Annotated in this window: 1 protein-coding gene and 1 pseudogene; both read right to left on the bottom strand. The window is 31.9% G+C overall.

The window, feature by feature from the left end; genetic code table 11:
• Nucleotides 1-159: 159 nt before the first annotated feature.
• A pseudogene (locus tag ADF62_RS01950) lies at nucleotides 160-552 on the bottom strand (site-specific integrase); the annotation flags it as partial.
• Nucleotides 553-904: 352 nt separating this feature from the next.
• Nucleotides 905-2,113, bottom strand: a complete 1,209-nt coding sequence (locus ADF62_RS01945) for an ATP-binding protein (RefSeq protein ID WP_003098347.1) — start codon at nucleotides 2,111-2,113, stop codon at nucleotides 905-907.
• Nucleotides 2,114-2,489 lie beyond the last annotated feature (376 nt).

The following is a 2,489-nucleotide window of genomic DNA, read 5'->3' as shown; positions in this document are numbered from 1 at the left end:
CATAAATATCATAATGTAGAAAAAACCAGGTCTTAAGAAAGCTCGTAAAGCTAGCCAGTTCTCAAAACGTTAAGAACCAGCTACAATACAGAATTTACAACACTTCATGGTTCACACCATGGGGTGTTTTTTTGATGATTTTTAACAAAATTCACACCATTACTTTTTAAGATTACGATAGGCAATTTCTCCAACAGCCATTGGAATAACATTCGAAGTATTGACATAAGTCTTTGTTGTAATCGTGTCACTATGGGTTAGAGCTTCAGAAATAGCTTCAATAAATGTTTCAGCATGTTTAGCTAGCGGTGCTCCGGTATGTTGCAGTTTATGAGGTGTAGCATGTCTAAGTTCTGGATGACGACGTTTGACAGATTTCATTTTATTTTTAAGATAGTCAGAGTGTAGAGGGCTATTAACATTACTCTTCATATCGATATAAGTAAAGACATATTGTTCATCGGATTGGATAATTCCAAACTTTGATAGTTCGTATTTTTGTTGTTTTTCCCAAGAGGTAAGAAGCTGAAGTAAGTCATTAGAAATAGAGAAAATAGGCTAGCAAAAACCTATTTCAGGAGAAAATAAAGTAAATCTCTCCACAATAAAACACATACTATCAAGGTTTTGTAATACCTGATAGTATGCGTTTTTAGAATTTTAAATCCTGATTGCTTAGTCTCTTTTTCATTATAGTTCCGTTTGATTTATAGTTTTATTAATTCTATGGAGATTCATCATTTTGAGTAATAATAGTGCTTCCAGAAGTTAAAGATTCCATTTTATCCTTCAAGTGTCTGTATTAGATAATGTGTTCTAAATTTACTATATCTTGTTAGGATTTGAGTAGAATCATTGATAACAGAGTGTTGCAAATCTAGTTAGCTGAATAATTTATATTTATCTATTTTTCTAGTAACCAATCTATGATATTTTTCTTCTCAATACCATTGTAATTTGCTGTGGGCTGAATCGTATCCATTGTTAATAGATATTTTGGGAATTGATCTTTAATGGCTTCTAGTGGTCTAAGTTCTCTTTCTAGTGTTTCTGGAGCAAGTGTTGTTTCACTGACTTGATAATAAGTGTAGTGACCAACATCAGTTACAACAACAAAATCAACCTCATATTTATCTAAATTACCAACATATACTTGCGAATATCTACGTCTCAATTCCAAATAGACAATATTTTCCAAGATATGGCCAATATCTTCTTTGTGGTCTGGCAATAAGAGGTGTCGTAAACCTAAATCAACGGGATAATATTTTTCTAAGCGTTGTAATAATGCTCTGCCTTTTACATCAAAACGTGGAACGGAATAAAAAAGTAAACTGTCTGTCAAAGTCGTCAAATAATTTTCCAAAGTATTATGGGATATTGAAACATTTTGGCTGACCAGGGTATTGCGAATCTTATTTGTTGATATTAAGCTACCTGTACTACTGAGAAGGGTTCGGACAATGCGTTCAATAATAGTAGGATTTGGATTTCCCAATCTAGTGACAATATCATTTAACAGTATTGAGTTATATATTCCTCTGAGATAGTCAATTTTTTCAGCGTAAGATGATGTTTGCAATAAGTAAGGGAAAGCACTAAAGAGATAATTGTTAAAAATTTCTGTTGTATTCAGATTCTCTGAGAGAGATTGCCCTGATAGGTATTCTTCAAATGACAAAGGAAGGACCTCTATCTCAACATACCGACCAGTCAAGTTTGTAGCTAATTGACTGCTCATAAAGTAGGCGTTTGATCCAGTCAAATAGAGGTCAACATTTGGCAAGATGAATAGACTGTCTGCTACTAGTTCAAATTTTTCAACATGTTGAATTTCATCTAAAAAGATATAGTATGTTTTCTCCTTAACTAACCGCTCTTTTATATAAGTGAATAATGTTTGAAAATGTCGCAGTTCATAATAACTCAGATCTTCAAAATTGATGGATATAATCTGATCCTCGTCTACCCCAGTTGCTAGTAACTCCTCTTTATAGAGTTGAAAAAGCACAGATTTACCAGCTCGTCTAACTCCACTTACAACCTTAATGATTTGGCGGTCACGATGTCTTCTTAAAAAGTCTAAATAATGTGGTCTTTTAATATAGTTCATAATAGTTACCTCAAAGATAGTATAATACAAATAGCAATTATTTTCAAATATTTGGAAATAATATTTTATTTTTTTGATTATTTCTAAGTATTTAGAAATAATAGATGGGGCTATTTAAATATCTTCAAGATAGAAAAAGAAATTGCACTGGCACGAAGAAACTGTAGATCATCTTTGTGATACAGTAGTTCGTATTTCTCAATTACATAAGCTCCGAAAACTAAAAAGTGATAACCCTTTGATAACCTCTTGATTTTTAAAAGGGTTATATATGTAAAAATTGAGGATTTATCTCTTAAAAGAACTTGATTTCAGTGATAATTTACCATAAATATCATAATGTAGAAAAAACCAGGTCTTAAGAAAGCTCGTAAAG

The sequence above is a fragment of the Streptococcus sp. 1004_SSPC genome (assembly GCF_001069025.1).
Taxonomy (GTDB): Bacteria; Bacillota; Bacilli; order Lactobacillales; family Streptococcaceae; genus Streptococcus; species Streptococcus vestibularis.
This window is presented reverse-complemented; position numbering and strand designations above follow the sequence as displayed.

Excerpts from the sequence above, each read along its gene's own strand:
- ADF62_RS01945 (WP_003098347.1), bottom strand. The coding sequence starts at position 2,113 with ATGAACTATATTAAAAGACCACATTATTTAGACTTTTTAAGAAGACAT.